This is a genomic window from Psychrobacter sp. van23A (assembly GCF_030845275.1).
GTDB classification, from domain to species: Bacteria; Pseudomonadota; Gammaproteobacteria; order Pseudomonadales; family Moraxellaceae; genus Psychrobacter; species Psychrobacter faecalis.
In genome coordinates this window covers 2,351,924-2,376,849 of sequence record NZ_CP132595.1, presented here as the reverse complement: position 1 = coordinate 2,376,849, position 24,926 = coordinate 2,351,924, and the positions used below count along the sequence as shown (strand labels likewise).

General features: G+C 44.3%; 23 protein-coding genes and 2 tRNA genes. 9 read left to right on the top strand and 16 right to left on the bottom strand.

Annotation, left to right across the window (positions count from 1 at the left end; all coding sequences use genetic code 11):
* Positions 1–42 precede the first annotated feature (42 nt).
* Positions 43–234, top strand: a complete 192-nt coding sequence (locus tag RAH45_RS10070) for a hypothetical protein (RefSeq protein ID WP_198328945.1) — start codon at positions 43–45, stop codon at positions 232–234.
* A gap of 160 nt (positions 235–394) precedes the next feature.
* Here RAH45_RS10070 and RAH45_RS10065 read toward each other — a convergent pair whose 3' ends face one another.
* Entirely contained in the window at positions 395–1,000 is a 606-nt protein-coding gene (locus tag RAH45_RS10065) for a YceI family protein (protein WP_198328946.1), read from the bottom strand.
* Between the two features lie 312 nt (positions 1,001–1,312).
* On the opposite strand from RAH45_RS10065, the gene RAH45_RS10060 reads away from it, so the two are divergent.
* Positions 1,313–2,407: an RNA-guided endonuclease InsQ/TnpB family protein gene (locus RAH45_RS10060; protein ID WP_306495240.1), complete on the top strand. Its 1,095-nt coding sequence runs from the start codon at positions 1,313–1,315 to the stop codon at positions 2,405–2,407.
* A gap of 30 nt (positions 2,408–2,437) precedes the next feature.
* Entirely contained in the window at positions 2,438–3,469 is a 1,032-nt protein-coding gene (locus tag RAH45_RS10055; RefSeq protein ID WP_198329221.1) for an NERD domain-containing protein, read from the top strand.
* 25 nt (positions 3,470–3,494) lie between these two features.
* Here RAH45_RS10055 and RAH45_RS10050 read toward each other — a convergent pair whose 3' ends face one another.
* The 12 genes from RAH45_RS10050 to RAH45_RS09995 form a co-directional block, all read right to left on the bottom strand.
* Entirely contained in the window at positions 3,495–4,001 is a 507-nt protein-coding gene (locus RAH45_RS10050) for an IS630 family transposase (protein ID WP_306495239.1), read from the bottom strand.
* Positions 4,002–4,045: 44 nt separating this feature from the next.
* A complete protein-coding gene (locus RAH45_RS10045) occupies positions 4,046–4,531 on the bottom strand; it encodes a winged helix-turn-helix domain-containing protein (protein WP_305935888.1) in 486 nt (161 codons plus the stop codon).
* A 52-nt stretch (positions 4,532–4,583) separates the two neighbouring features.
* Positions 4,584–5,639 carry a DUF4424 family protein gene (locus tag RAH45_RS10040; protein ID WP_306495238.1) on the bottom strand — a complete coding sequence of 352 codons (1,056 nt, stop codon included), beginning with the start codon at positions 5,637–5,639 and terminating at the stop codon, positions 4,584–4,586.
* A complete protein-coding gene (locus tag RAH45_RS10035; RefSeq protein ID WP_193031278.1) occupies positions 5,545–6,516 on the bottom strand; it encodes a peptide ABC transporter ATP-binding protein in 972 nt (323 codons plus the stop codon). Before RAH45_RS10035 ends, RAH45_RS10040 begins: the two co-directional genes overlap by 95 nt.
* Positions 6,513–7,595, bottom strand: a complete 1,083-nt coding sequence (locus RAH45_RS10030) for an ABC transporter ATP-binding protein (protein ID WP_238060416.1) — start codon at positions 7,593–7,595, stop codon at positions 6,513–6,515. Before RAH45_RS10030 ends, RAH45_RS10035 begins: the two co-directional genes overlap by 4 nt.
* Complete coding sequence (locus tag RAH45_RS10025) at positions 7,596–8,510, bottom strand: ABC transporter permease (RefSeq protein WP_193031280.1); 915 nt, start codon at positions 8,508–8,510, stop codon at positions 7,596–7,598.
* A 139-nt stretch (positions 8,511–8,649) separates the two neighbouring features.
* Positions 8,650–9,666 (bottom strand): ABC transporter permease, encoded by a 1,017-nt coding sequence (locus RAH45_RS10020; RefSeq protein WP_193031282.1) that lies wholly within the window; start codon positions 9,664–9,666, stop codon positions 8,650–8,652.
* Positions 9,667–9,866: 200 nt separating this feature from the next.
* On the bottom strand, positions 9,867–11,507 hold the full coding sequence (locus RAH45_RS10015; RefSeq protein WP_198328892.1) for an ABC transporter substrate-binding protein: 1,641 nt from the start codon (positions 11,505–11,507) through the stop codon (positions 9,867–9,869).
* A 356-nt stretch (positions 11,508–11,863) separates the two neighbouring features.
* On the bottom strand, positions 11,864–13,510 hold the full coding sequence (locus tag RAH45_RS10010) for a GMC family oxidoreductase (RefSeq protein ID WP_198328893.1): 1,647 nt from the start codon (positions 13,508–13,510) through the stop codon (positions 11,864–11,866).
* Between the two features lie 230 nt (positions 13,511–13,740).
* Entirely contained in the window at positions 13,741–14,067 is a 327-nt protein-coding gene (locus RAH45_RS10005) for a DUF779 domain-containing protein (RefSeq protein ID WP_198328894.1), read from the bottom strand.
* Positions 14,068–14,240: 173 nt separating this feature from the next.
* Positions 14,241–15,269, bottom strand: a complete 1,029-nt coding sequence (gene adhP / locus RAH45_RS10000; protein ID WP_197488903.1) for an alcohol dehydrogenase AdhP — start codon at positions 15,267–15,269, stop codon at positions 14,241–14,243.
* Positions 15,270–15,407: 138 nt separating this feature from the next.
* Complete coding sequence (locus RAH45_RS09995; protein ID WP_198328895.1) at positions 15,408–16,934, bottom strand: acetaldehyde dehydrogenase ExaC; 1,527 nt, start codon at positions 16,932–16,934, stop codon at positions 15,408–15,410.
* Between the two features lie 322 nt (positions 16,935–17,256).
* Between RAH45_RS09995 and RAH45_RS09990 the strand changes: the two genes are divergently transcribed.
* The 3 genes from RAH45_RS09990 to RAH45_RS09980 all read left to right on the top strand — a co-directional run bounded on the left by RAH45_RS09990 (position 17,257) and on the right by RAH45_RS09980 (position 20,675).
* On the top strand, positions 17,257–19,179 hold the full coding sequence (locus RAH45_RS09990; protein WP_193031293.1) for a DEAD/DEAH box helicase: 1,923 nt from the start codon (positions 17,257–17,259) through the stop codon (positions 19,177–19,179).
* A 118-nt stretch (positions 19,180–19,297) separates the two neighbouring features.
* Entirely contained in the window at positions 19,298–20,431 is a 1,134-nt protein-coding gene (locus tag RAH45_RS09985; protein WP_102076869.1) for a type I glyceraldehyde-3-phosphate dehydrogenase, read from the top strand.
* A gap of 153 nt (positions 20,432–20,584) precedes the next feature.
* Positions 20,585–20,675 (top strand) — tRNA-Ser (locus RAH45_RS09980).
* A 234-nt stretch (positions 20,676–20,909) separates the two neighbouring features.
* On the opposite strand, the gene RAH45_RS09975 is transcribed toward RAH45_RS09980, so the two are convergent.
* From RAH45_RS09975 to RAH45_RS09965, 3 genes are all read right to left on the bottom strand, one after another.
* Positions 20,910–21,665: a hypothetical protein gene (locus tag RAH45_RS09975; protein WP_227678318.1), complete on the bottom strand. Its 756-nt coding sequence runs from the start codon at positions 21,663–21,665 to the stop codon at positions 20,910–20,912.
* Between the two features lie 235 nt (positions 21,666–21,900).
* Positions 21,901–22,230, bottom strand: a complete 330-nt coding sequence (locus tag RAH45_RS09970; RefSeq protein WP_068408103.1) for a CopG family transcriptional regulator — start codon at positions 22,228–22,230, stop codon at positions 21,901–21,903.
* Between the two features lie 207 nt (positions 22,231–22,437).
* A tRNA-Asn gene (locus RAH45_RS09965) sits at positions 22,438–22,513 on the bottom strand.
* Between the two features lie 455 nt (positions 22,514–22,968).
* On the opposite strand from RAH45_RS09965, the gene RAH45_RS09960 reads away from it, so the two are divergent.
* From RAH45_RS09960 to RAH45_RS09950, 3 genes are all read left to right on the top strand, one after another.
* Positions 22,969–23,313, top strand: a complete 345-nt coding sequence (locus RAH45_RS09960) for a DMT family transporter (RefSeq protein ID WP_082894398.1) — start codon at positions 22,969–22,971, stop codon at positions 23,311–23,313.
* A 51-nt stretch (positions 23,314–23,364) separates the two neighbouring features.
* Positions 23,365–23,871, top strand: coding sequence for a M48 metallopeptidase family protein (locus RAH45_RS09955; protein ID WP_306495237.1), 507 nt, complete (start codon positions 23,365–23,367; stop codon positions 23,869–23,871).
* A gap of 85 nt (positions 23,872–23,956) precedes the next feature.
* A complete protein-coding gene (locus RAH45_RS09950; RefSeq protein ID WP_306495236.1) occupies positions 23,957–24,907 on the top strand; it encodes a DMT family transporter in 951 nt (316 codons plus the stop codon).
* Positions 24,908–24,926: the final 19 nt, after the last annotated feature.

Sequence of the window (24,926 nt, the reverse complement as noted above, 5' to 3'; positions counted from 1 at the left end):
ACGTGTACCTGTTTTGTACTGGCACGTTGATTAATAGACAAGGTGCGTCAAAAAGAGCTAGATAAGCATCATCAAAAAGAACAGGCCAAAGTTGATAAGAAGATTCAAGCAATGATAGACGATATCAACCAAAAGGCAATGAAAAAGCAGGAAAAAATAGATACTAAAATTCAGAAGAGAAGAAATAAAATAGATAAGACTGGTATAGCAGAAGAGCAAATATGGCAGTACTAAAAACGTTAGAAAATATGTTTATAATATTTAATCTATTTTCGAGTGATTTTTAGGTCATAATATTTTTAAATAATTAAGCGTTTCTGTAAAGAACGTCTTGAAAATCTATAATGTTATCTACCCAACTTAGAAATTCTAAGTTGGGTTTTTTGTCACTTAATCAATTAGCTGCAATCAGCTTCCCTGATATTTCAAGCGGAATGATATTGCTAATCAGTTTCGGGAAAGCTGTCACTCCATAGCTATAGCGATCGACCATACCTGTCGCGCGAAACTTTAACGTCGGTTGAGAGGTGGCGGGGTCAATCTCTACATCAGATAAAGTCACTCTTACCGTTAACGGTTTGGTTTGACCTAAAGCGGTAAAGTCGCCCGTGACATTGGCTTCTTTCGGCGTAATCATCTTGATCTTTTTTGAGACAAACGTCATCGTCGGATATTGCTGCGTATTGAGCAGCTCTTTACGGCGCAAAAAAGAGTCACGTAGCTTGCGCTCGGTATCGATGCTATCGGTATGCACGGTAAAATTAATGGTCGTACTCTCAGGCTTTTTGACGTCATAATTGATCGCGCCATTTACTTTACGAAACTTACCGTCAGTGGTCGCCTTGCCTAAATACTTGACCTCAAAATCAGCGCTGGTCTTAGGCACGTCCAGTTTCCACTTTTGTGGCATCGTGTTGGCGGCGACTCCCATTATAGGCAAAGATAATAATAAAGAGGTACCAAGCGTAATCTTTAACAAAGAGGCGGCGCGAGTATTCATACGTATGATCCAAAGGGTAGTAATAAAGTCGTCAGTATTGAACATGCTTTTAGAGCATAACTGAGCGTTATAACTGAAATATTAATGCAATAGCCTACTACAATTGTGCTGTTTCAATGTATTATTAAAGTTATGAGCGATTTAGAAGTAAGTCTTATACTGGCTTATCGCTTAAAATAACCAATTTGACTTTTTATCAAAAAGCGCCGTAAAACCATGTCTCTTCTAGGGCGTGGATATCAGGCGTCAGCTATTGTCGCTCAGCCTTAAAACAGACTTGTCAACCAAACTTATTAAGACCATAATCACTCTATGAAAACGCTCAAGTTGCGCATCAAAGACAAACATGCCAATCAGCTAAATAAACTGGCTGGTGCAGTTAACTTTGTGTGGAACTATGTAAATGACTTGAGTTTTAAACATCTTCAACGCACCAATCATTTCTTTTCAGCTTATGATATTGCGGCTTATGTAAAAGGTAGTGGCGAGCTGTTAAACCTGCACAGCCAAACCTTACAAGCCATCACCGAAACCCATACTAAATCTCGAAAGCAATTCAAAAAAGCCAAACTAAACTGGCGAACCAATAACCCAAAATCTAAGCGTAAATCACTTGGTTGGATTCCCTTTAAAAAAGCAGCAATCAAATACGTAGGTATCAAAAAATCAGGAAAGAAAAGTCTTAAATCCACCATTCAATTTAGCCTGGCTAAAAGCAAGAAGCTGACCATCGACGTGTGGGATAGCTATAATCTAGCACTCTACACCATCAACACCTGTGAGCTTGTACAAGACAGTCGCGGCCACTGGTATGCCTGCATCACCGTTAAAGAGTACCCAAAAATTGAGTGCGGTACAGGAGAAACTGGTATTGATTTAGGCTGCAGGGACTCAGCAACGACAAGTAATGGTGAGGTACTAAAAACCAAAGTCACCCAGCAATACGCTAAAAAACTAGGCATTGCTCAGCGGGCTAAAAACAAACAAAGCGTTAAAGCGATTCACGCCAAGATTAAAAATACCCGCCAAGACTTGATTCATAAATTTACCACCAACCTTACCAAGACTAATAAAATAATCATCATTGGCAAACTTCAATCAAAATCATTCACTAGGGGCAAACTCGCCAAGTCCGTCTATGATGCAGGTTGGTTTGAGATTAAGCGGCAACTGACCTATAAGTGCGAGAACGCAGGTTGCTACTATGATGAGGTGAATGAAAGTTACACCACCCAAACTTGTTCGTGTTGTGGCTCACGCCAAAACAGTCCGAAAGGTAGAGCAAACTTAGGAATAAGAGAATGGCTTTGCGAGTGCGGTGTCACTCATGACCGCGATATTAATGCGGCAAAAAATATTCTCGCGCTCGGGCCTGAGCGTCTAGTAGTAGGAATCCCCTCACTTTAGAGAGGGGAGGAAGTCAAATAGTAGAAAACCATGTCTTTGATGTCCAGCTTTAAAGGTATCGTCGGCGAGATCGTCATCAATGTAGCTATGTGGCTAAAACTTGATAAAGATATTTATCATCGCCTAAACAATATCACTCTGCCATTAGCAGATGGTGGTAGTACCCAAATTGACCATGTTATCGTCTCTAGGTATGGCATCTTTGTCATCGAAACCAAAAACTATAAAGGCTGGATTTTTGGTAATGAGAAGCAAAGACAGTGGACGCAAGTCATTATGGGTCGCAAGTATAAATTTCAAAATCCATTGCGGCAAAATTATTTGCATATAAAAACGCTGTCTGATTTATTAGAACTGGAGATGAGTTATTTCCATTCGATGATTGCCTTTATCGGCGAGTGTGAGCTTAAAACTCGCGATGAACTACCTGAGCATGTATTGACGAGCGGCATGGCATCTTATATTAAGAAAAAACAAGATAAAATGCTTACCGATGAAGAGGTTAAAGCCATCGTTGAGCAAATTGAAAGCAATCGATTTAGCAAGTCTTGGCGTACTAACAGAGCGCATAAAGCCTATTTAAAAGAAAAGCATAGTCCGTCAAATAAGCAACCTAGTGATAAACCAAATGTTCAGTCAGTTACTACATCAGCGAATCAACCTGCGTCTGAGTTAATAGTAAAACAACCTCTTAAAAGAACCACTCTTCAAAGCAGAGAGGTGCTGCGATGGTCTGGGCAAACGGAAGTTGAAGCGGTCGATGTACCGATTGTCTCTTCTAGCAATATGCTGCCTATCTCTCAACTAAATAATGATGATAATGTCTTTATTACCCCATTTGAGGTTTTGGAGTCAGAGCCGAAGATTGAGAAAGCTGCTACTAGGGAGGCTTCTATTATCGAGTCAGTTGAAGCGTCAATCGTTTCTGATAATACTCCCGCTTGTCCGAAGTGTAATGGTGAGATGGTCAAGCGCGTTGCAAAAAAAGGCCAGCAGCAAGGTCAGACCTTTTTTGGTTGCAGTCAATTTCCTAAGTGTCGCGGTGTGGTTAATATTAATTAGGTGATAGTTATACCAAACCCAACAATTAAAGTTGTGCCCAAGCACGAGCAGTTAACGACCGAATTCTTTGTGGCTGTTTAAGCAAATTATTCCAAGCCAAGCAAGTGGCATCGACAATAGCCTCATAACTGTCATAACAACGATTGGATAACTCATTTTGCTTAAGGTACTGCCATACCCTCTCAGAAGGATTCAGCTCAGGTGAATAAGGCAGTAGTTTAAGCATAGTGACATTAGCCTGATTCAAGCTTGGTTGATGCCATAATGCGCCATCCATCACCACCACCGCATGACGTCCTTTTGGTACGGCTTTACTAATCTCTTGCATATGCAATAACATGGTGTGTTTATTCACTGAAGGCAGTACTAAGCCGACAGCCTTCTTTGTCGCTGGACAAAAGGCACCAAACAGATAAGCGGAATGAAACTGTTGCTGTTTGATCAGTCGAGGTCGCCCACCGCGGTAATGCCAAACTCTGGTCAATGAGCCTTGTTGTCCTATTCGAGTTTCATCTTGAAACCAGATGTCCACTTGATCTAAGCTCACATCAGTAGGCAGTGACGCCTTAACCTGTGCTATAAAGTTTTTTTAAAAGCGTCTTGAGCTTGTATGTCGGCTTTTGGATGCTGACTACGAGCACTTATCCAACTCATATCAATACGCTTGAGTAGCTCGTAGATACCGTTAACGGTGTAGTGAGCGTTGTAGTGTTCTTTAGCCAATTGCTGAATGTCTTTGCCTGTTAGACGACCGCCAGCTCGCTTTTCTTGTTCAGAGACTATCATGGCTTTAAAAGCGGCTGTGTCTGCTTCTGCCAATTTGCTGTGACGACCTCGACGATGACGATCGTAGAGACTCTCAAGTCCTCGTTCATAATATCGCTTCAATGTCCGTCTGGCAGTTTCAGGATGTATGCAGAGGTCTTTAGCAATATCGTTAGTGGCTTTGCCCATACTATATTGGTATAAGATGAGCAGGCGTAGTCGGGCTCTGGGATTGCGCTCAGTCTTTGAGTGTTTGCCAAAGTCATGGTCTTCTAGGTTATGTATTGGTATAGTCATAAGTGGATGATACTATATATTTTGGGTTTGGTATTATCCTAAAAACTAACGGCTACTTCATAATAAAAGCGACGTCAAAATCATGGGTTGGCACAAAATTACTTTCTTTTATTTCAAACGTCGTTGGTCCAATCTTTTTGATTTTACCTTTACCTTTCCAACAGAAGGAGACCAGTTCGTTAAGGTCGCGTTTGACGGTCAGTTTGAAATGAGTAATCGGTTTGGCCCAGTTTGCTCCCGTCGTTAGGATATAGCTTAAGGCATGATAGGGCCGTCCGTTATTATTAAATCCTCGCTGAGTTGATTTATCTACACAAAAATTTGAAAATTCTTCCTCGCCTAAAGATACTGATCCACCTACTAACGGTTTATACGTGTGTTTGACCTGGGTGATCGTATTGGCTTTGAACTTTTGCTCCCAACTATAAATCACCTGTGAATCCCAAGGGATATAGAGACTTTCTCTATCACTGATAAACTTATCGAGTGCCTTGCTATTACAGTCCAAAAGCCGTTGATTGATATCGTCGGTATCAAACCGATAGCTCCAAGGTGACATCATTTCAGCGTCACTAATACCACAAGCCTTGAAAATATTGGTGGTATCAATAGGGGTTTCTGCATAGTTCCGCTCACCATTTTTGATCATGAGCGGGTACATAAAAGTGCGGACATGCTGCTCAGGAATGATAGGCTTGCCATTGGCCCAAATTTTAAAGTTATCATAAGTAGCACTAGTATTAGCGTAATCTGAGTCTGTAAAGCTAGGTACAGCTGGCATAGGAAAAAGAACCGTCTCGGTAATGTCTTTATTGCTTAGATTTTTAAATTCATAATTGACGCGGACTTCATCTTTTGAGATGTATAAATCTTCACTATGCATGCTGATATGTTTATTTTTAATATACTCAACCCCACCTGCACCGACATAGCCGGTAGAGTCATTGGCTTGGGCAGCAGTCATCGCGATCAGCACCGCACAAGCTAATGTACCGCTAAACACAAAATGCCGCTTATCCATAAATCTCTTCCAAACGTATACACGCAACCAAGCGACCATCCCATTCGCGCAGTTGCGGCTCGACTTCACTGCATTTTGGTTTGGCATAAGGGCAGCGTTTATGTAGGGCGCAACCACTTGGGGGATTAAGCGGACTTGGCAGCTCACCTTGTAGCGTTAAATCATTCTTGTGACCATTGACAGTTGGCGCCGCCGCCAGTAAAGCGATGGTATAAGGATGCTTTGGCGCGTTATAAATGGCTTCTTTTGGCCCATGTTCGACGGCTTGACCTAAATACATGACCATCACATCGTCGGCGACATGGCGGACTACGGATAAGTTGTGTGAAATAAAAACATACGCCGTATGGTACTCGTCCTGCAAATCCATAAATAGATTCAATACTTGCGCTTGAATCGATACATCGAGCGCTGAGGTCGGTTCATCAGCAACGACGATTTTTGGATTGAGCATCATGGCGCGGGCGAGGGCAATTCGTTGGCGCTGACCACCCGAAAACATATGCGGAAAACGGCCAGCATGTTCAGGACGTAGACCGACGTTTCTCATCATCTCGTTTATTTTTTCGCGCTTTTCTTCCTTTGACAGTTTGGTATGGATATCTAATGGCTCGGTTAATTGATAACCGATCGTATGACGCGGGTTGAGACTGCCATAAGGGTTTTGGAACACCATCTGAATCTCGGTGCGCAAATCTTTTAACGCTTTTCTGCTATAGCCAGTGGTCGCTTCACCATTGATAGACAGCTCACCATCAGTCGGCTCTTCAATTAGGGTCAATTGGCGGGCAAGTGTCGATTTGCCACAGCCTGACTCACCAACGACCGCAAGTGTTTTACCCGCTTGAAGCTCAAACGAGATACCATTTAACGCTTTAACATATGCTTTTGGTTTGCCCAAACCTTGCGATACTGGGTAATGCTTGTGTAAATTGTCTGCTTTTAAGACCACTTTATCACTCATACTTGGGACTCCAAAGTAGCAGGGTGCGGGGTAGAAATGCGAGTAGGTAAGCTTGGTAGTTCGGCGTGAATACAGCGCACTTTGCCAGTAGGCGTCTCTAAAATAGGCGGCGGCACTTCGCAAGCGGGTTCTTTATACGGACAACGAGGCGAGAGCAAACAGCCACTTGGTCGGTCATATTGGCTTGGTACCACACCCGGTAAGCTATTAAGCCTATCTTGGCCGATAGCCAACTCGGGAATCGCTTGTAGCAAGGCATCGGTATAAGGGTGAGCAGGATGCTGGAAAATCTCCGGCACTGTACTGGTTTCAACCACTTGTCCGGCATACATAACGGCGACATCACGTGAATTTTGCGCGACTAAACCCAAGTCATGGGTGATCAGCACCATGGCCATCTGTTTTTCGCGTTGTAAGCGACCAAGCAAGTCCATAATTTGCGCTTGTACCGTGACGTCAAGCGCCGTGGTGGGTTCATCGGCGATAAGCAGTTTCGGCTCGCAGGCAATGGCCATGGCAATCATAATACGCTGACTCATACCGCCTGATAATTGATGCGGATAAACTTTCAGTCGGTTTTTAGCATCGGGCATCTCAACCAACTCGAGCAGCTCTAATATGCGTGTACGAACCGCCGAACCACGCAGCCCAAGGTGTTTACGCAGTACTTCACCCAATTGCATCTCAACGGTAAAGCTCGGATTTAAGCAGGACATGGCATTTTGAAAAATCATGGAGATATCTTTGCCAATGATGCCGCGTTTTTCTTTGGCGGACATACTCAGCATGTCTTTATTGTTAAATATCACCCGCTGTGCGCGAACGGTTGCAGAAGGCGGCAATAAGCCCATAAGTGCCATCATAGTGACTGACTTTCCTGAACCGGATTCCCCAACGACAGCGAGAACCTCGCCTTGGGTGATTTTCAACGATACATCATCGACGGCGCGAAAAGCGCGCGCGCCTTGACCAAAGGTGACTGAAAGGTTTTCAATATCCAATAAGAGTGGCGCTTCTTTTTTTAATGAACCAGTCATCGAAGTTTCAGTAGTGACGGTTGTATTTAACGTATCAGTCATTTAGGTCACCTGCTTTAATTTTGGATCTAGCGCATCGCGTAGGCCATCACCCGTCAAGTTGATTGACAGGGCAGCTAGGAAAATAGCGACGCCGGGCCAAATGGCAAGCCAAACATTACTTTGAATATATTGCCGCGCTGTCCCGAGCATCGCACCCCATTCAGCATCTGGTGGTTGCACGCCAAAGCCTAAGAAACCAATCGCGCCAGCTTCTAAAATGGCAGAGGAAAAAATCATTGTTGCCTGGACGATAAGTGGTGCCATACAATTGGGTAAAATGGTGATAAATAATAGGCGTAGCACGCCAGCACCCATCACTTGTGAAGCGATAAAATACTCACGCTGTAGCTCGACCATCGCCGTTGCCCGCGTTAAGCGAATAAACGGCGGCGTACAAACCAGTGCAATGGTAATAATGGTATTGGTCATAGAAGGGCCTAAAATAGCCGCAATAATAATCGCCAATAGTAAGCTTGGATAAGACATCAAAATATCATTGACCAGCATCACCGCTTTGCCCCAAACCTTTGGCCAAAACGCCGCGCTCAGTCCTAAAGAAATCCCGACCAACATCGCAAGGGTTGTGGCACTTAGTCCAATAAATAAGGAATAGCGTGCGCCATACATTACCCGCGATAACGTATCGCGGCCGGCATCATCAGTACCCAGCCAAAACATCGCATCGCCGCCACTTAAAAAGGCGGGCGGTAATTGCTCTTGACCGGTAAACAACTCATAAGGGTCATGCGGCGCGAGGGCTGGCGCAAGTATGGCGATAATGACCATCAAGGCTAAGACAATAAAGCCTAGTACCGCACCTTTATTTCGGCAAAATGTCGACAAGAATAACTGCAAAGATGACGGCGGTGCGGCGCCTATCAGATTGAGATCAGAAGGAAGAACAGAAGGCTTCATGAGTAGTTCCTATAGTGGCCAGCGCTAAGAGCATGTAGAACCTCATTTCTTGAAAAGTTGAGGATTTGCTAAAAATTGCTCTAAATCATGCAAGCGCGTATCACCACTATTTATAATATGGGTATTTATCATTATCAAATTAAGAGGTATGTCGAATACGCGGATTGATCAAACCATATAAAATATCAATAAATAAACTGACTAAAATCAAGGCGGTGGCGACCAATAAAATACCATTTTGCACAATAGGGTAATCACGGGTAAAAAAGCCATCAAGTAGCCAATTACCAACGCCCGGCCAACTAAAGATGGTCTCAGTGATAATCGCGCCAGCGAGCAAGGTCGCCATCTGTAAGCCAATCACAGTGACTACGGTAATTAAGGCGTTGCGCATCACGTGTACCAATATCACGCGGCGCGGCGATAAACCTTTGGCGCGTGCTGTGCGCACATAGTCTTCATCCAATACCTCTAGCATCGCCGAGCGTGTCATGCGCGCAATCATCGCCAGTGGTATGGTCGATAAGGCAATAGAAGGCAAAATAAAATGTTTTACCACGTCCCAAAATGCGCCAGGCTCACCGGATGTTAAAGAGCCCAATAACCAAGAGCCGTAGAGTGGGTGAACATCTAAAAACTGCGCGACAGAAATGACACCGGCGACCGGCAAAAGGTTTAAATAATGGGCAAATATACCGGTTAGGATAGGCCCTAATAAATAGATAGGCATCGAGTAGCCAGCCAGCGCTCCTGACATTAAGGTGTAATCAATCCATGTGCCACGGCGCAGCGCTGCAAAAATACCTAAACTGACACCGACGACACTCGCAATGATAATCGCACATACTGCAAGCTCCAGCGTTGGGACAAAATGGGCAAAGAAATCTTGTAATACGGGGGCGCGGGTACGAAAAGACGCTCCAAAGTCACCGGTCAATATACCGGTTAAATAATCCCAATATTGGACGATGAGGGGTTTATCCAATCCAAGTCTTTCTAGGGCGCGCGCATGTAGCTCTGGATCGACCATACGTTCACCCATCATAATCTCGACAGCATCTCCAGGTACGAGACGAATCAGAGTAAAAGTGGATAGCGTTAAGCCAATATAGACAGGAATTAAAATCGCAATTCGACGCAGAATATAAAGTAGCATGGGCTGCTCAATAGTTGTGGTTCAAAAGTGATAAATCGAAGAGTAAAGCATTAGCAGTGATAAAAGCGTCCGTGAAAAAATGTTTAACAAGACGCTTGATTCATAGAAATTCGGCTGGAACAAACAAAACGTCTGACCAGCCGAATATGAAATATGAATTAAATAACCGTGCCTGTCATACCGGACTTTATTGGCTGATGCTATTCAACTTTCACACCATCGAAGCGTATGGCACCAAGCGGACTGATTTTATAATCAACAACGTTTGGTGCGGTGAATACGGTCACGACCGAATGCGCCATTGTCGTCCAAGGCAGTTGCTCTTTAAATATCTGCTGAGCTTTTACATAATCATCGACACGCTCATCTTGATTGGTAATCTGACGGGCACTGGTCACTAAATTATCAAAATCTTTATTACACCAGCGCGAGTAGTTATTACCACCGACCGCGTCACAAGATAATAGCGAACCAAGCCAGTTATCAGGATCACCATTGTCACCGGTCCAGCCTGCCAAAATGACATCAGGCTCACCTTTAGCGGCGCGTTTTAAGTACTCACCCCATTCATAAGTGACAAGCTTGGTATTCACACCAATCTTCGCCCAATCTGCTTGTAGCATTTCAGCCATGAGTTTGGCATTTGGGTTATAAGGGCGCTGAACCGGCATATACCATAGGTTGATAGAAAGGTTATCCGCACCTGCTTCTTTGATAAGGGCTTTGGCTTTTTCGACATCATAAGGCGCATCTTTGATCGATTTATCGTAACCCCACTGCGTTGGCGGCATAGGATTGGTGGCTTTAACCCCTTCACTTTGGTAGACCGCGTTGATAATAGCGTCTTTATTAATCGCCATATCTAACGCTTGGCGAACTTTAAGGTCGCTAAGTTTCGGTTTTTCAACGTTGTAGCCGACATAGCCGACGTTAAAACCAGGTTGATCGAGAACCGTGGCTTTGCCGGATTTTTTGACAGATTCAATTTCGGCAGGTTTTGGATAAGCAGACACATGACATTCACCAGCCTGCACCTTTTGCGCGCGCACGGCCGAATCTTTGGTGATGACGAATACTAAATTGTCGATATGAATGTCATCTTTGTTCCAGTAATCTGGGTTTTTGGTATAGCGAATCTGTGCGTCTTTTTGGTAGGACGTAAAGACGAAAGGACCGGTACCAACTGGTTTGGTATTAATATCAGCTGCGTTACCAGCAGCCATTAATTGGTCAGCGTATTCAGCAGAATCAATGTAAGCAAAGGCCATCGCTAGGTTTTGTAAAAACGGCGCGTTGGTTTCGCTTAAGGTGACTTTGACGGTATTGTCGTCAACTTTTTCAATATTAGAAATAAGATCAGGCAACCCCATGCCGACCGAATACGGGAATTCGGCAGGGTAGGCTTTATTAAATTCAAATTCTGGATTGGTGAGACGTTCTAGGGTAAAGACAACGTCGTCAGCGTTAAAATCGCGGGTCGGGGTAAAGTAATCGGTTTTACCAAATTTGACGCCTTTACGTAGATTAAAGGTGTAAGTTTTGCCATCTTCGCTGATATCCCAACTTTCAGCCAGCGCAGGCTGAATCTCGGTGCCGTCTCTTTTAAATTCTACTAAAGCGTTGTAAATAGGGTAGGCACTGGCGTCGAAATCCGTACCTGCCGTATATTGAGCTGGGTCGAAACCAGCAGGGCTGCCTTCTGAGCAATAAAGCAAGGTTTTTGCGCCTTTGGCGTCTGAGCTAGCAGCAGAGTCATCGGTGGTTTTGTTGTCGCCGCTACAGGCACTGATACCCAAGATAACAGTCGCTAACAGGGTCAGTTTGAAGAGTGATTTTTGCATTCTTACATCCTATGTAATGATAAGTAGTCGCTAATATATCTATAGGTTCATAAGTAAATCCTATAATCAGCGAGCTGCTAATTCCCTTTAAAGTGTTTATAAATAAAGTATTTATACTATGCAAAAAGAAAATGAGTCAGAGATTTTTAACTCAAATTGCAGGCTGCGATAAATAACAATATAAATAAGTGGTTTAAATATACTACCTTACACAGTTGTAACGCAAGGTATCAATATATTTAATTTGATAGAAAATGTCCCGTTTTAATATCCGTATTTTTGAATGTAAGCGCTATTTTCAATAGAAAAGTTTATGAGATAAAAGCGCCTACCGTAAAATATTTTACTTACTTGTTCTATGATGCGATTTGCTCAGCGTGATGATGTTTTGCTTTAATCAAATCTGCCATTTTTTCGGCAATCATAATGGTTGGCGCATTGGTATTGGCACTTATCAAGGTCGGCATCACAGACGCATCAATAACCCGCAATCCATTGATGCCGCGCACTTTTAGTTCTAAGTCGACCACAGATTTGTCATCTGAGCCCATACGGCATGTACCGACTGGATGATAGATGGTGTCTGATTTATTACGAATATAGCCAAGCATGCCGTCTTTTTCGATATAAGGGGCAGGGTAGTCTTCGGTGATATATTTGGCGATGGGTGCTTCTTGCATGATGGCGCGCGTACGCTCAGCGCCTGCGACCATATACTCTACGTCTTTAGGATGGGAGAGGAAGTTTGGATCAATCAATACGCACTCTGAGGGGTCAGCTGACGCAAGCCTGACGGTACCGCGGCTTTCAGGGCGCAAGTAGCAGGCGTGACAAGAAACAGCAAAACCGCGTCTAAGGTCACGACCGTGTTCAATCACCCGCGATATCACAAAATGCAGCTGGGTATTTGGCCATTCTTTTGGGGCGTCACCAACACTAAAAAACGCGCCTGCTTCGGCGTAGTTGGTAGACAGCAATCCTGTGCCATCTTTTCTCCACTGTCGAATGCTTTTGGTCAAGGTTGAGAGCGTTGCCATGCCAATACCAATCACATCGGTAGTATTGACCTCATAATCAAATACCATGTCTAAATGGTCTTGTAGATTACCGCCAACCTCGGGCGCATCGACCAATACATCAATGCCGTGCTCCTGCAGGTGCTCAGCAGGACCAATACCAGATAGCATCAAAACTTTCGGCGAACCAAAAGCGCCACCTGACAAAATAATTTCCTGACGCGCCATCACCGTATGCTCGACGCCGTCTTTTTCATAAGCGACGCCAACGGCTTGTTTGTCTTCAAAAATAATGCGGTTGGCTTGGGCGTGGGTGATGACGGTTAAATTTGGCCGACTTTTTTGTACGGGGTGTAAATAGGCGGCGGCCGCAGAGCAGCGTTGACCTTGTTTTTCACCATGAAAATGGGTGACTTGATATAGTCCTGCGCCGTCTTGTTTTTTACCATTAAAGTCTTGATTGTGCTCCAAGCCATTAGCGACAGCCGCTTCTACAAATGCTTTTGAGATTTCACGCGGGCTTAATAAATTACTGACGTGCAAAGGGCCGCTATCGCCATGCAGTTCATCCGCGCCGTGGACATTGTTTTCAGCTTTAATAAAGTAAGGTAGCACATCGTCAAAACCCCAACCTTCGCAGCCTTGCTCAACCCAGCGCTCATAATCAAGCGCGCTGCCGCGAGTATAGATCATTGCATTAATGGCGGATGAGCCGCCCAAGCATTGACCGCGCGGTTGAAAGCCGCGTCGATTATTAAGATGGGTTTGCGGAGTAGTATGAAAGCACCAATTGTTTGATTTTAGCGGTTTGCCTGGTACTAAAAGGATTAAACCTGCCGGTACGCGAATCGCAAGGTCTTTGCCTTCACCGCCGTACTCTAATAAACACACACTGATATCGGGATTTTCTGTCAGCCGGCTAGCGAGCACACAGCCTGCAGAACCGCCGCCCACGATGACGTAGTCAAATTTTGGATCAACTTCCATGTTATCTTCCTTTTAGCATCCATGCTTATTAAGACGAGCTCGTTACAACCAGCTGATTAAAATGGCTTCTCCTTACAGTATCTATTATTTTGCTAAAATAATGCAATAAAAATGACTAGGGCGTGTTATTCGCCCATAAGACTTTGAATATATAGTGCTTAGACATGGTGCTTAAATGTTTAAGCTAAGATTATGCCCTTTGATATAAAGTTATATCTATCACCTCTGCTTTATACTTCACATATCTCAGAGCGCACGATAAAACGTTTGCCCTCAGGTATTTCTAGCGAAAAACTCGCACCACGACCATCGACTACATCGATAGTTAAATCAGTATGTTGCCAGAGTTTATACTGGGCTTTACCCATATAAAATGGACAACCAGCAAGCTCACCGACGAGTACGTCTTGACCACCAACTTTGAACTCACCCAGCGGATAACACATCGGTGAGCTGCCATCGCAGCAGCCGCCAGATTGATGGAACATCAGGTCACCGTGTTTGGACTTTAATAGCTCAATTAACGCAACGCAGGCTTCTGTCGCTTCAAGTTTCATAACGTGCTCCTTATTTTTAAACTTTTACCCAAACTAATCGGCAAAATATAAAAGGTCGTATCATCTTCACTCACATCATTCATAGCATGTGGCTGAAAACGATACGACCTAGCGTTAGTGATTAAGTGATGTTTTGTGACTAAACGTACCAATCACTGAGACAGTTGCAATGTCTACATAGCGTAGTCAATCACGATACGTCCCTCAATCTTGCCATCACGCATACGATCAAGAATATCATTGATATTCTCAAGCGGCTCAGCGGCAACGGTCGCTTTTACTTTACCTTCCGCTGCCATATCTAGCGACTCTTGTAGGTCTAGACGTGTACCAACGATTGAGCCACGAATGGTAATACCATTTAGTACCGTATCAAAGATAGAAACAGGGAAGTCGCCTGTTGGTAGACCATTACAGACCAAAGTACCACCGCGGCGCAGCATGGTCAGCGCTTGATCAAAGGCCTTAGAGGAGACGGCTGTCACTAGCACACCATGAGCACCGCCGATCTCTTCTTGCAGATACTCACCAGGATCGGTGTTTTTGGCATTGACGGTGACTTTTGCCCCCAGTTTTTTGGCAAAATCGAGCTTTTCATCGTCAATATCGACGGCAGCAACGTTCAGTCCCATGGCAATGGCGTACTGTACCGCCATGTGACCAAGTCCACCGATACCTGAAATGACGACCCAATCACCTGGTTTGGTGTCTGTCATTTTCAGACCTTTATATACCGTCACACCCGCACATAGAACTGGTGCAATCTCAACAGAGTCAACGCTCTCAGGAATAATGCCAACATAGTCAGCATCTGCCAATACGTATTCTGCAAAGCTACCATTCACTGAATAACCAGAGTTCTCTTGACTTAGGCACAGGGTTTCCCAGCCACCTAGACAGTGCGTACAGTGACCACAGGCAGAGTAGAGCCAAGGCACACCGACACGGTCGCCTTCTTTAACATGCTTAACACCTTCACCCACAGCAGTGATCAGGCCGACACCTTCATGACCAGGGATAAACGGGGGGCTTGGTTTGACTGGCCAATCGCCTTCGACAGCGTGCAGGTCGGTATGACAGACACCTGATGCCTGCATTTTTACTACAATTTGACCAGGACCTGGGGTAGGGATATCAACTTCTTCAATCTGCAGAGGTTGGTTGAACTCATGCAGAACCGCAGCTTTCATTTTATTAGCCATGTTACTTTCTCCTTATTACTAGCAGTCACTAATGCTCGACTTAGTCTTTTAAACTGCCAATTATTTTACATGTAGATGCTTAGTAAGCATCGAGTTTGCACCTTACGCTTCCTTGTAAGGTGCTTTAGCAAATAGTGTTTAAAAGAACCCCATCGCTTTTGGACTATACGATACCAGCATGTTTTTGGTTTGCTGATAATGATCAAGCATCATTAGATGGTTTTCGCGGCCGATACCCGATTGCTTGTAGCCACCAAATGCAGAATGCGAAGGATAGATGTGGTAGCAGTTGGTCCACACGCGACCTGCTTGGATGCCACGTCCGAAGCGATAGGCTTTGTGTACACTGCGTGTCCAGACTCCAGCACCAAGACCATATAAGGTATCATTGGCAATGCTCATGGCCTCTTCGTCGTCTTTAAATTTCGTGACGGCAAGTACTGGTCCAAAGATTTCCTCTTGGAACACGCGCATGTCGTTAGTGCCTTCAAAGATAGTGGGCTGCACATAGTAGCCATCTGCAAGGTCGCCGTCATGCTTGGCTTGTTCGCCACCGACCAATACTTTGGCCCCTTCTTTTTTACCAATATCCAGATAAGATAGGATTTTTTCTAACTGGTCTGTGCTGGCTTGGGCGCCAATCATGGTATCAGTATCTAATGGGTTACCCATTTTGATGGCTTTGACGCGCTCGATACAGCGCTTCATAAACTCATCATAAATGCTCTCGTGTACTAATGCGCGCGACGGACAAGTACAGACTTCACCTTGGTTAAGCGCAAACATCACTAGACCTTCGACCGCTTTGTCCAAGAAATCATCGTCTTCGTCCATGACATCAGCAAAGAAGATATTTGGACTCTTACCACCCAGCTCTAGGGTAACTGGAATGATGTTTTCACTGGCGTACTGCATGATTAGGCGACCAGTAGTCGTCTCACCAGTAAAGGCAACTTTATTGATACGTGGATTGGAGGCAAGCGGCTTACCAGCTTCAACTCCGAAACCGTTGACCACGTTGAGGACACCTTTTGGTAAGATATCAGCAATCCCGATCGTCTCTAGCATAAATAGGATAGAGGCAGGCGTTTGCTCTGCAGGCTTGAGTACTATACAGTTACCAGCAGCAAGCGCAGGGGCTAGCTTCCATACTGCCATGAGGATCGGAAAGTTCCATGGGATAATCTGGCCGACGACACCAAGTGGCTCATGGAAGTGATAAGCAACCGTGTCATCATCAATTTGACTGATGCCGCCTTCTTGTGCACGAATGGCACTGGCAAAATAGCGAAAGTGATCGACAGCTAATGGAATGTCTGCTGCTAGGGTTTCACGTACAGGCTTGCCGTTTTCATACGTTTCGGCAATGGCGATGGCTTCTAAATTGGCTTCCATCTTATCTGCAATTTTGAGCAGTAGATTGGCACGTTCAGCGACACTGGTTTTGCCCCAAGCGTCTTTGGCAGCATGAGCAGCGTCTAAGGCTTTTTCAATATCCGCTTCTTTTGAACGGGCGACTTGGCAGATGACTTTACCGTCAATGGGGCTGGTGTTGTCAAAGTATTCTCCATCGGCTGGTGCGACCCACTCACCATTGATAAAGTTGTCATATTTTTCGCGGAATTGGACGGGGCTGTTTTCTGTATTGGGATAGGCGTGTAGCATTAACGACTCCTTGTTGTCTTAATTTATAAAGCAAATAAACGTTCAAGCCTTTGATATATGATCTTTTGAGGTCATATCTATAAAGTCACTTGCACGGTTTTGCTGGATCTTCCTGATCAGGTTGTCAGTCTATCCTACTGAACTTTTATACATAAGGATAGGTACTTTTAGTAAAGCAAATCAGGTTGTTTCATAAATTTAGGTTATGCATAAGTATCTGCTTAAATTGGTTCGAAAACTTGGTACAGCTGTTATAATTGCTACCATTATGATGCTACGACGGTAGTTTCCTTTTTCTTATGTTATTGGTTGGTTTGGATATATGCGTCAATCTTCTGCTCTTGATATCTTAAAAACAGGTCAAAATGTGTTTTTGACTGGCTCAGCAGGTTCAGGTAAAACTTATACTCTCAACCAGTACATCAATTACTTACGCGCGCGCCGTGTGCCAGTTGCTGTGACTGCTAGTACGGGTATCGCGGCGACACACATGAACGGCACGACTATCCATAGTTGGTCAGGTATAGGCATCAAAGACGAGTTGTCTGATCGTGATTTGACCAATTTATCGCGTAAGCAGTTTTTAGCAGACAGATTAAAAGACACGGCGGTATTGATCATCGATGAGATTTCCATGCTGCATGCCAAGCAGCTTAACCTAGTCAACCAAGTGCTCAAGCATGTGCGAAAAAACGATGCTGCATTTGGTGGTATACAAGTGGTGGTTGCAGGGGACTTTTTTCAGTTACCACCGATTGGAAGTAAGGGTGAGAGTAACCGAGAAAAGTTTGCCTTTATGAGTGAAGCGTGGCTCGATGCCAAATTTCATATTTGCTATCTATCTGAGCAACATCGACAAGTGAGCGAAGCAGCAAATGGCGGGCTTGATTTAGACGATATTCTCAATCAAATTCGCCGTCAAGAAGTGAGCTTTGAAGCCATTGCTGCTTTAGAAGCCACCTTTGATCAAAACGTCGATATCAAGCGTACCCGTCTTTATACCCATAATCTCAACGTTAATAAAATCAATGATAAAGAGCTGGCCGCCTTAGATGGGGATATGATGCGTTTTGAGGCCACCTCGACTGGCGATAGTAAATTGGTTGAGACCCTCAAAAAAACGGTACGCACTCAAGACGATTTGGTATTAAAGGTCGGTGCTAAGGTGATGTTTATCAAAAACAACAGCGAGCTTGGTGTCTCTAACGGCACGATGGGTGAGCTGATTGGTTTTGCTGCGGTAAAAATTGACGATAGTAAAGATACGAGCGATGATTTGATTGAAGATACTGCGCAAGATGCTATTGCTAAGAATACGAAAAACAAAGCCAAAAAAGATAAAGAAAGTAAGGAAAAACCAAAAGATGAAAAACCAACCACGCAAAAAATGCCTGTAGTTCGACTAAACTCAGGTCGTGAAGTCATCGCTGAGCCTGAAGAATGGATCATCGAAGACGAAACCGGCGACGTGCTGGCAAGCTACTTACAAGTGCCGCTGTGTTTGGCTTGGGCCATTACTATTCATAAATCGCAAGGCATGACCCTTGAGGCGGCCGAGATTGATTTATCGCGCACTTTTGAGCTTGGGCAAGGTTATGTGGCATTGTCACGCTTAAAGTCGCTGGCAGGTTTGCAATTGCTCGGTATGAATGACATGAGCTTGCAGCTTGACCCGCTGGCACGCGGCGCCGATAAACGCTTTTTGGCACTGTCAGAGGAAGCGGATGCCAATTATGCCATGCTTGATGAAGAAAGTATGAGGCAGGCGCATGAGAAATTTATTCTAAAATCAGGCGGCACGCTTAGCAAGTCGGTGATTGAAGCGTATGCCAATTTGCAGAAAAAACGCCGCGAGCAACAGCAAGCGCAGATAGATAAAAAACAGAAACTTGGTAATCAAGTTTCTGATAAATCGGACAGCACCTTGCTGGCGACGCGAATTTTATTAGAAGAGAGCTTATCGATTGCCGAGATTTCGCAGGCGCGGCAGCTGTCGCAATCGACCATTATGCGCCATATTGCAGAATTAAAATCGCAAGATCCAAGTTTGGCGTGTGATCATCTGCGCCCAGACGATGAAGTGATGACGGCGGTTGGCAACGCTTATGTGGCCATTAAGGTCGCCAATAACCCTAATGACTTTAACGATGATGGCAGTGTTAAGCTGCGTCCAATTTTTGAGCATCTAAAACAAGCGGTTGATTACAATACCATTCGTTTGGCATTAATTTTTATTACGCCGTAGCATCCAATCGGTGAGAAAAAATCTCTAAAGATAGACCGTCATTATGCTGATAATATTCAATGTAGCGCGCCACTCTTTTTATATCTCTTTATAGCGATACCCTTTTATGTCTGACGTTATACCTGATTTTTCTAGCGCAACTTACCAATTGAACGCCGAACCTAGAGTGGCGCTTACGCATGCGACAGGCGAGCATACGCAGCCCTTGAGGATTGCTATCAATGGCTTTGGCCGTATTGGACGTAATGTACTGCGTGCCTTGTTAGAGCGCTTTGAGGTGTTGGGGCGCGCTATCCATGTAGTGGCGATTAATGATTTGGCATCGGCTGATATCTTATTGCATTTGTTAAAATTCGATAGTACTCATGGTCGCTTAAGCCGACTTGGCGTCAGTGCAGAGGTTTTAGACGATAAAAACAATACTCAGCTGTGTTTGACTAAGAATAATCTGACCTACTGCATCAAAATGCTCTCAGAAGCTGACCCAAAAAACCTACCATGGCGCACGCTTGGTATCGATGTAGTGCTAGAGTGTACGGGGCATTTTCGCTCTTATGAGCAGGCGCAGCTACATATAGCAGCGGGTGCACAGCAAGTCATTATTGGTGCTGCGCCCTTTGATAATGTCGATGCTTGTATTGTCATGGGCGTCAATACCGCTGAGCTCACACGCAAGCTGCCGATTATCTCGAGCGTTTCTTGTACCACGCAGGCCTTAGTACCGCTGATTGATACGCTTGATAAGGCATTTGGCGTTAGGTCGGCTATGATGACCGAGATTCATGCTGTGACTGCTGACCAGACAGTGCTCGATCAAGCGCACCGAGACCCAAGACGCGCACGCGCCTCTGGTTATAATATTATTCCGACCACCTCAAGTAGTATTGCTGCGACAGAACGGGTATTGCCTGCGATGGTAGGGAAGATAAACGGTCACTCGATACGCGTACCGACCATTGATGTGGCGGCGATTGATGTGACGTTTGTCTTTGATACGCCGGATGTCAGCGTCGATGCGATACGAGAAAAGTTAAGAGCTGCTAGCCTTGGTGATTTGATAAATATCATGGCGTATACTGATGAGCCGCTCGTTTCCAGTGACTTTATCCATCAGCCAGAATCGCTGATTATCGATGGGCAGCAATTGATGCAAGTGGGCGAGCAATATAAAGTGTTTGCCTGGTACGACAATGAATGGGGCTATGCCAACAGGCTGCTTGATATGTGCTTGCACCTCGCTTTAAGTAAATAACCTGGTTTGCAGTAAATGTTTTAAAAAAAGCACGGGGTAAAAAATTTTGGCGCACGCTAAGTCATTGATTTAAAACTGGCTGTAAATTAATTTCATTTTTTTAATATGAAGCGCTTGCATTATACGATGATATCTATATAATGATGCACCAATGGAGACGTGGCAGAGCGGTTGAATGCACCGGTCTTGAAAACCGGCAAGGGTTCATAGCCCTTCGAGAGTTCGAATCTCTCCGTCTCCGCCAAATTCGAAAAAGCCCCAATCAGTTATTGATTGGGGCTTTTTTATGTTTGCATAAATGCGGTTTTAACTTAGCGGGCACTCTATAGTTGGTTTATTTTAAACCCGATACCGTGCCGAGCGACTGGGATGAATTTTCCGCAGCCTCTGCACTAGCGTAAGCAAGGAAAATTTATACCAGTCGCACATAGTTATGCCCCTATCGATTTTGTTTTGAATGGACTATATGAACTCTCTATTATTTCGCCAGCGTTTGCTCAAACTCTACTTCTTGCCCATCCATTAATACCAGTGTGCCTTCGCTAATCTCAATGTGTATGTCCGTATGATTTTTAATCGCGCGCATGACATTGATATCTTCAATACTGCTTTCGATGATGATTTTGCCAGACTGTTCAGGTTCGATTGGTGGCTGGAACTGGGTCAACGGTACATTAAAGCTTTTACTTTTGGTCAAATTGGCCTCTTGCATGGTGAGCTTACCCTTAAAGCTTTTAATCGCTACCTTACCGTGGTTTGACAGCATAAACTGTAGTTTTACTTGGTTTAGACTATCGCTATCGCTGGTTTTTACGGGGAGTAAAGCGACAGGGTAATTTTGTGCTTTGGCAGTATGCACTTGCGGACTGGTGACAATCGGGCTTTTTTTGCCAGTAGGATTATTTGGATGCAAGCGCTCATATTCACGCTGCTGGATAAGGGCTTGCTTGATGGTGATACGTGGCATCGCTCCGGACTCATACGCGCCGCTGAGCTTCATACGTAGCATATAGCGGCTCAAGAGCTGTCTGTCAGCCTCAGGCAACCGCTCAAACGTATCGCCAAGCTTCTTTTGCCATTGGTCAGAGTTGGTTGGTATGGTCTGCCTGCTTGGATCTGCTGGCGGCTGCATGCAACCATTGATAACTGGCAACATCGCTACAGTAAATGCCAATAACATGGCCTTTTTTATATAGCGTGCACGGCCTGCGTGTTTATATAAACCAATCATCATATGCCTCCTTCTCAACCCATATCAATGCGAATAACTTTTATACCAATATAGCGCTTATCAATATAGCGCTTATGATAATTTTGTATGTTTGTTTATCGCTAATGGGTATTCGATGTTATTAAGCGTATTGAGAAGGGCATATTTTACGTAGCAAGTTCAAATTAAATAGCAAAAAAAAGACCAAGCGCCGTTAAGCAAACTTAGTCTTTTTTTTGTATGTATGATAAGCCAAGCGCTACTCTTTATCTTGCAGCTCAGATAGCGGGTGGGTGGTGGTATTATTATGCGTGACCACAATCGCCTCATCAATGATACGTTGGCTGACCCCACGCTTACGTAGGCTTTCAATAAACACTTCATCATGCGCCAAGGTATAATCTTGATGGTCGCGATCCAATCCTTGACGGATATAAAGACGAATCAGACCTTGGATACGTTTAAAGCCCAGCTCTGCTGAGGTAGACTCTAATAATCTAATCATCTCTTCAGACAAGCGAATACTGATCGGACGCGTGATTTTTTGCGGATGATCAGAGAATTTATTTTTTATACGAACAGGTATCATAATAAACCATTACTTTTAGTGAGTAGGAATAAAACACTCAGACAAAAACGAACTTGGTCACAGCCACTCCTACCATACAATAAAAGTCGCTAAAAGAACACCGTCGCCGTATAAATATTGTATTGGTGAATAAGGTAAGATATTAAGGATTAAATAACGACCACAAAAAAACCTCCATCAAATAGTTGATGAAGGTCTTTTAAAATATGGCTCTCCAACCTGGGCTCGAACCAGGGACACACGGATTAACAGTCCGTTGCTCTACCAACTGAGCTATTGGAGAATAAGTTGTGATAACGGTTAATTAAACAAGTTTTACAAAGCCTTTGGTAGGTGCGATTGCTTATCTTGTTTGCGTTATGTGGGGCACATTTTAGCCAAGTAGTTCTGGGCTGTCAACCTTATTAGGCGATAAATAATAAATATAATTATAAATAGGATAAAATTGTGGGTGTTTCTTGTTAAAGCGGCGCCTTTATTGACGGTGACGATGATTGCTGCTGCTAAAATGTGTATAAAAATTAATTTTTCTTAATATTATAACAACTTACTTTATTCCTTAGTTTGATAAGACTATCTATTTGAAACTAAAGAAAAACCTTATATTACTTTAACCCTTAAAATCTTTATTTCATGCACCCATATAAACCTATAAAATAGCCATCCGAGCGTTCTTATCGTTTTATTTAACTGACTGTTTCTAATTCAATACTTTCTACCAATATAAGTGCCCTAAATATGAGTCCAACCATGATTGCTTACGGTTACCTTGCCATCGCTATTGTCTGCGAAGTTATTGGCACTACCTTTTTGGTCAAGTCAGAGCAGTTTACGCGCTTTGTGCCCACGCTTATTATGGCGGTGCTTTATGCTATTTCGTTCTACTTATTAACCCAAACCATAAAAACCATCCCTATCGGTATTGCTTATGCCTTATGGGGCGGGCTTGGTATCGTATTGACTTCACTGGTAGGACTGTTCTTTTTTAAGCAAACGCTTGATACCGCAGCGATTATCGGCATTGCGATGATTGTTGGTGGGGTAGTGGTGATGAATTTATTGTCTAATTCGGTGGCACATTAAGTAAACAGGCATTAGTAATCGTTAAACATTAAGACGTCAAGGACAAACACATTGACCACATTAAAATATATCGCGCATTACTCTGAGCAAATTCAAAGCCAAGCGGCGACGCTGATTAGCACGGGCAGACTGGGTGAGTATTTGGATAAAAAATATCCAAACCGTCATCAAGTACAAAGCGATAAAGCGCTATATCAATATAGTAATGACATTAAAAATCAGTATATGCGCAAAAGCAGTCCGCTGTCGCAGGTGTCTTATAACAGTAAACTTGCCGTGCTCAATCAGGCGCTTGGCATTCATACCTATCAGTCGCGCGTGCAAGGCAGCAAGCTAAAATCACATAATAGCATCACGGTAGCCAGCCTATTTAAAGAAGCGCCGCCCGAGTTTTTGCGTATGATCGTGGTGCATGAGTTGGCGCATTTTAAGGAGCAAGAGCATAACAAGGCCTTTTATCAACTGTGCTGTCATATGGAGCCAAACTATCATCAATATGAGCTTGATACTCGTTTATGGTTGCATTGGCGCGAGCGCTCATCTATCGTGATGAAATAAAAGCTAACAATAATGCTAAGCCAATAAAATAGTAATAGGGCTAATGACGATGAATAAAGCCGCTGTTTTAACACTAAGGTAGTCTATGAGTCAGTCAGCGCCGCCGTCCATGGCTAAAGATAAAAATAAAAAAGCATGGCTCATTCCTGTGCTGTGTCTCATCGCGGGTGGCGGATTGATCGGTGTTTCTACCAATCTAGCCAAATTAGCAGGCGAGGTCGGTCTGACGCCGCTGGCATTTCTGTTTTGGTCTATCACAGGTGCGGCGTTTATTTTATTTAGTTATGCGTTGTTACGCCACGAGCTGCCGCCGTTAAGCAAACCAACCTTGAGCTATTATCTAGTGGCTGCGTTGGTGAGTGTGGCAGGCTCCAATCTCATTTTCTTCTCCGCTATTCCGCATGTCGGCGCCAGTTTTGTCGCCTTGATTATTTCTCTGCCGCCGCTATTGACGTATCTCGCCGCTATCATCCTAAGAATAGAGCGCTTTACCAAGCTGCGCGCGCTTGGCGTGGTCGCGGCACTTGCCGGCGCCGGGGTGCTCGCCGCCCGTAAATTCGCTGCGCCCGATGCCAGTGTTTTTTGGATTGGGCTAGCGCTTTGTGGTCCAGTGTTATTGGCGATTGGTAATATTTATCGCACCTTATATTGGCCTGACAATCTCTCTCCGAGCGCGCTGGCACCGGGTATGCTGATAGCCGCATCCGTGCTACTCGGCTTGTTTAGTATTTTACCTAATTATTCTCTTGCCGTTCCGCTAGCTGAGATGTTGCCGTTAGGGTTGATTGCGGTGCAGGCTTTCGTTTTTGCTGGTCAGTTTTTATTGTTATTCTTACTACAAAAAACCGGCGGCCCCGTACTACTCAGTTTATTAGGCTCAGTTGGGGCGGTGGTTGGTGTGCCGGTTGCTATTTTTTTACAAGGCGAGCGTCCGCCCGAAGGGTTGTTTTTGGGCGCATCATTGATAGCGCTTGGCGTCGTGTTGGTTACCTATGGTGGGGTAAAAATGGCGGCATCAAACCAGCAGACCCGATAAAGGGTAGGCTTGCGGCTAA

Excerpts from the sequence above, each read along its gene's own strand:
- RAH45_RS10035 (WP_193031278.1), bottom strand. The coding sequence starts at position 6,516 with ATGAGTGATAAAGTGGTCTTAAAAGCAGACAATTTACACAAGCATTAC.
- RAH45_RS09950 (WP_306495236.1), top strand. The coding sequence starts at position 23,957 with ATGAGTCAGTCAGCGCCGCCGTCCATGGCTAAAGATAAAAATAAAAAA.
- RAH45_RS10010 (WP_198328893.1), bottom strand. The coding sequence starts at position 13,510 with ATGGAAGTTGATCCAAAATTTGACTACGTCATCGTGGGCGGCGGTTCT.
- RAH45_RS09990 (WP_193031293.1), top strand. The coding sequence starts at position 17,257 with ATGCGTCAATCTTCTGCTCTTGATATCTTAAAAACAGGTCAAAATGTG.
- RAH45_RS10025 (WP_193031280.1), bottom strand. The coding sequence starts at position 8,510 with ATGAAGCCTTCTGTTCTTCCTTCTGATCTCAATCTGATAGGCGCCGCA.
- RAH45_RS10015 (WP_198328892.1), bottom strand. The coding sequence starts at position 11,507 with ATGCAAAAATCACTCTTCAAACTGACCCTGTTAGCGACTGTTATCTTG.
- RAH45_RS09995 (WP_198328895.1), bottom strand. The coding sequence starts at position 16,934 with ATGCTACACGCCTATCCCAATACAGAAAACAGCCCCGTCCAATTCCGC.
- RAH45_RS10060 (WP_306495240.1), top strand. The coding sequence starts at position 1,313 with ATGAAAACGCTCAAGTTGCGCATCAAAGACAAACATGCCAATCAGCTA.
- RAH45_RS10020 (WP_193031282.1), bottom strand. The coding sequence starts at position 9,666 with ATGCTACTTTATATTCTGCGTCGAATTGCGATTTTAATTCCTGTCTAT.
- RAH45_RS10040 (WP_306495238.1), bottom strand. The coding sequence starts at position 5,639 with ATGCCAAACCAAAATGCAGTGAAGTCGAGCCGCAACTGCGCGAATGGG.
- adhP (WP_197488903.1), bottom strand. The coding sequence starts at position 15,269 with ATGGCTAATAAAATGAAAGCTGCGGTTCTGCATGAGTTCAACCAACCT.
- RAH45_RS10005 (WP_198328894.1), bottom strand. The coding sequence starts at position 14,067 with ATGAAACTTGAAGCGACAGAAGCCTGCGTTGCGTTAATTGAGCTATTA.
- RAH45_RS10055 (WP_198329221.1), top strand. The coding sequence starts at position 2,438 with ATGTCTTTGATGTCCAGCTTTAAAGGTATCGTCGGCGAGATCGTCATC.
- RAH45_RS09970 (WP_068408103.1), bottom strand. The coding sequence starts at position 22,230 with ATGATACCTGTTCGTATAAAAAATAAATTCTCTGATCATCCGCAAAAA.
- RAH45_RS09975 (WP_227678318.1), bottom strand. The coding sequence starts at position 21,665 with ATGATGATTGGTTTATATAAACACGCAGGCCGTGCACGCTATATAAAA.
- RAH45_RS10030 (WP_238060416.1), bottom strand. The coding sequence starts at position 7,595 with ATGACTGATACGTTAAATACAACCGTCACTACTGAAACTTCGATGACT.
- RAH45_RS10045 (WP_305935888.1), bottom strand. The coding sequence starts at position 4,531 with ATGACTATACCAATACATAACCTAGAAGACCATGACTTTGGCAAACAC.
- RAH45_RS09960 (WP_082894398.1), top strand. The coding sequence starts at position 22,969 with ATGAGTCCAACCATGATTGCTTACGGTTACCTTGCCATCGCTATTGTC.
- RAH45_RS10065 (WP_198328946.1), bottom strand. The coding sequence starts at position 1,000 with ATGAATACTCGCGCCGCCTCTTTGTTAAAGATTACGCTTGGTACCTCT.